This is a genomic window from Pseudoxanthomonas sp. LjRoot204_2, assembly GCF_056175765.1.
The window spans coordinates 1-1,588 of the sequence record NZ_JBGFFG010000606.1; the positions used below are offsets into that span (position 1 = coordinate 1).

At 71.8% G+C, this 1,588-nt stretch carries 1 protein-coding gene and 1 pseudogene; both read right to left on the bottom strand.

Annotated features, from left to right (window positions below):
- Positions 1-23: 23 nt before the first annotated feature.
- Positions 24-1,136: an NAD(P)/FAD-dependent oxidoreductase gene (locus tag AC04L7_RS18315; protein ID WP_475513650.1), complete on the bottom strand. Its 1,113-nt coding sequence runs from the start codon at positions 1,134-1,136 to the stop codon at positions 24-26.
- Positions 1,137-1,274: 138 nt separating this feature from the next.
- Positions 1,275-1,588 (bottom strand): annotated as a pseudogene (locus AC04L7_RS18320) (pseudouridine synthase); the annotation flags it as partial.

The following is a 1,588-nucleotide window of genomic DNA, read 5'->3' on the forward strand; positions in this document are numbered from 1 at the left end:
GCATTCGACGGCCTTGATCCTGCTCAATCGCCCGCCGCCGGGGCGGGGGGCGGATCGCCGCGCCGGTGGAAGCAGAGTTGCTCGACGACGCGTCGCATCGGACGTGCCGCCAACAGCAGGTTCACCGGAACATCGAACTGCGCGTGGTCGAAGGCCCATCGCAGGGCGCGCTTGAACGCAAACCCCGGGACCGGCGGCGGCGACGCCACATCCGGCCCGGCGCGTCCCGACAKGGAGCGGGCCAGGCTGCGTCCCACCATCGCGCCGTGCCTCAGTCCGGCATGGATGCCGCCTGCCGTCAGCGGCGACACCATGCCCGCCGCATCGCCGATCAGCACGATGTCTTCGCGCTGCATCGGCCGGACCGGACCGCCGCAGGGAATCAGCCCCGTGCGGATGCTGTCGGGTCGTCGCGTGACGGACAGTCCGGTCATCGGCGCGACGTGCTGGAGGAAGCCCGCCATGTCCGGCACATGCGTGCCGCCGGAGCGGTATCGCCGGGCGAGACCGGCCTGCACGCCGGTCGGTGTCTGCGCTACCCAGCCCAGGTAGCCCGGCGCGAAGCGCTTGCTGATGAAGCAGTGCAGGGCATCGGGTTCGCGCAGGGCGAAGCCGTCGAACTCGTATTCCACGCCATGGAGATACTGGTCCACACGACCCAGCCCCAGCTTCTCCGCGACCCGCGAGCGTGCGCCGTCGGCGCCGACGAGCACGCGGGCCTCGCCGATACCGTCCAGCCGCCATCCGGTTGTCGTACGGGTGGCGTCACGGAAGGCAAGGCCACGTTTCAGCTCGACGCCGCAGGCTTCGGCGCGCTGGCCCATCCAGCGCAGCAGCGCCGGTGTATCGGTGGTGTAGAAGCGATAGCCCTCCGCGCCGAGCCGCACGCTGCGCAGGTTGGGGGCGTACAGGCGCACGTGCGGCACGGCACGCACGAGTGCCGGCGGCAAGCCGGCCAGCAGCGGCGCATCGCAGGCTTCCTGTACCAGGATGCCGGTGGTGTGCATGCGTTCGCCGAGGTCCTGCTTGCGGTCGATCACGCAGACCCGCAGGCCATGCATGGCAAGTTCCCGTGCGCAGGCGAGGCCGGCGAAGCCGGCCCCCACGACGATCACGTCATAACGGCAATCCTGCATGATCTGGCACGCGCTCCATCACGGAAAGGCGTGCAGCGTGCAGGCCGTTCGCGGAGCGGCGATGAAGTCGCCATGAAGTCCGCGCCTCCGATCCGCACATGCGAAGAAGGCGCCCGTGGGCGCCTTCTTGGTGTCGCTTCAGCCGTGGCCACCGCCGCGGGGGCCGCGCTGGCCGCCACCGCCGGGCCTTCCACCGCCTCCACCCGGTCGACCGCCAGGACCACGGCCGCCTGCAGGACGACCGCCCGGCCCTGGCCGCGGACCGGCCTGCTGCGGGCGATTGCCGCCGCCAGGCCGTCCCTGCGGACGCGGGCCGCGCGGCTGCTGGCCGTACGGATTGAAACCGGGGTTGGCATGGTCGGAGGGAAAGCTCGGCGCGCTGGCCGGGTGGCCGTACGGACGCGCCGCACGTTGCGGCTTGCCGGCGCCCTGGCCGCCACGCGGTCCACGTT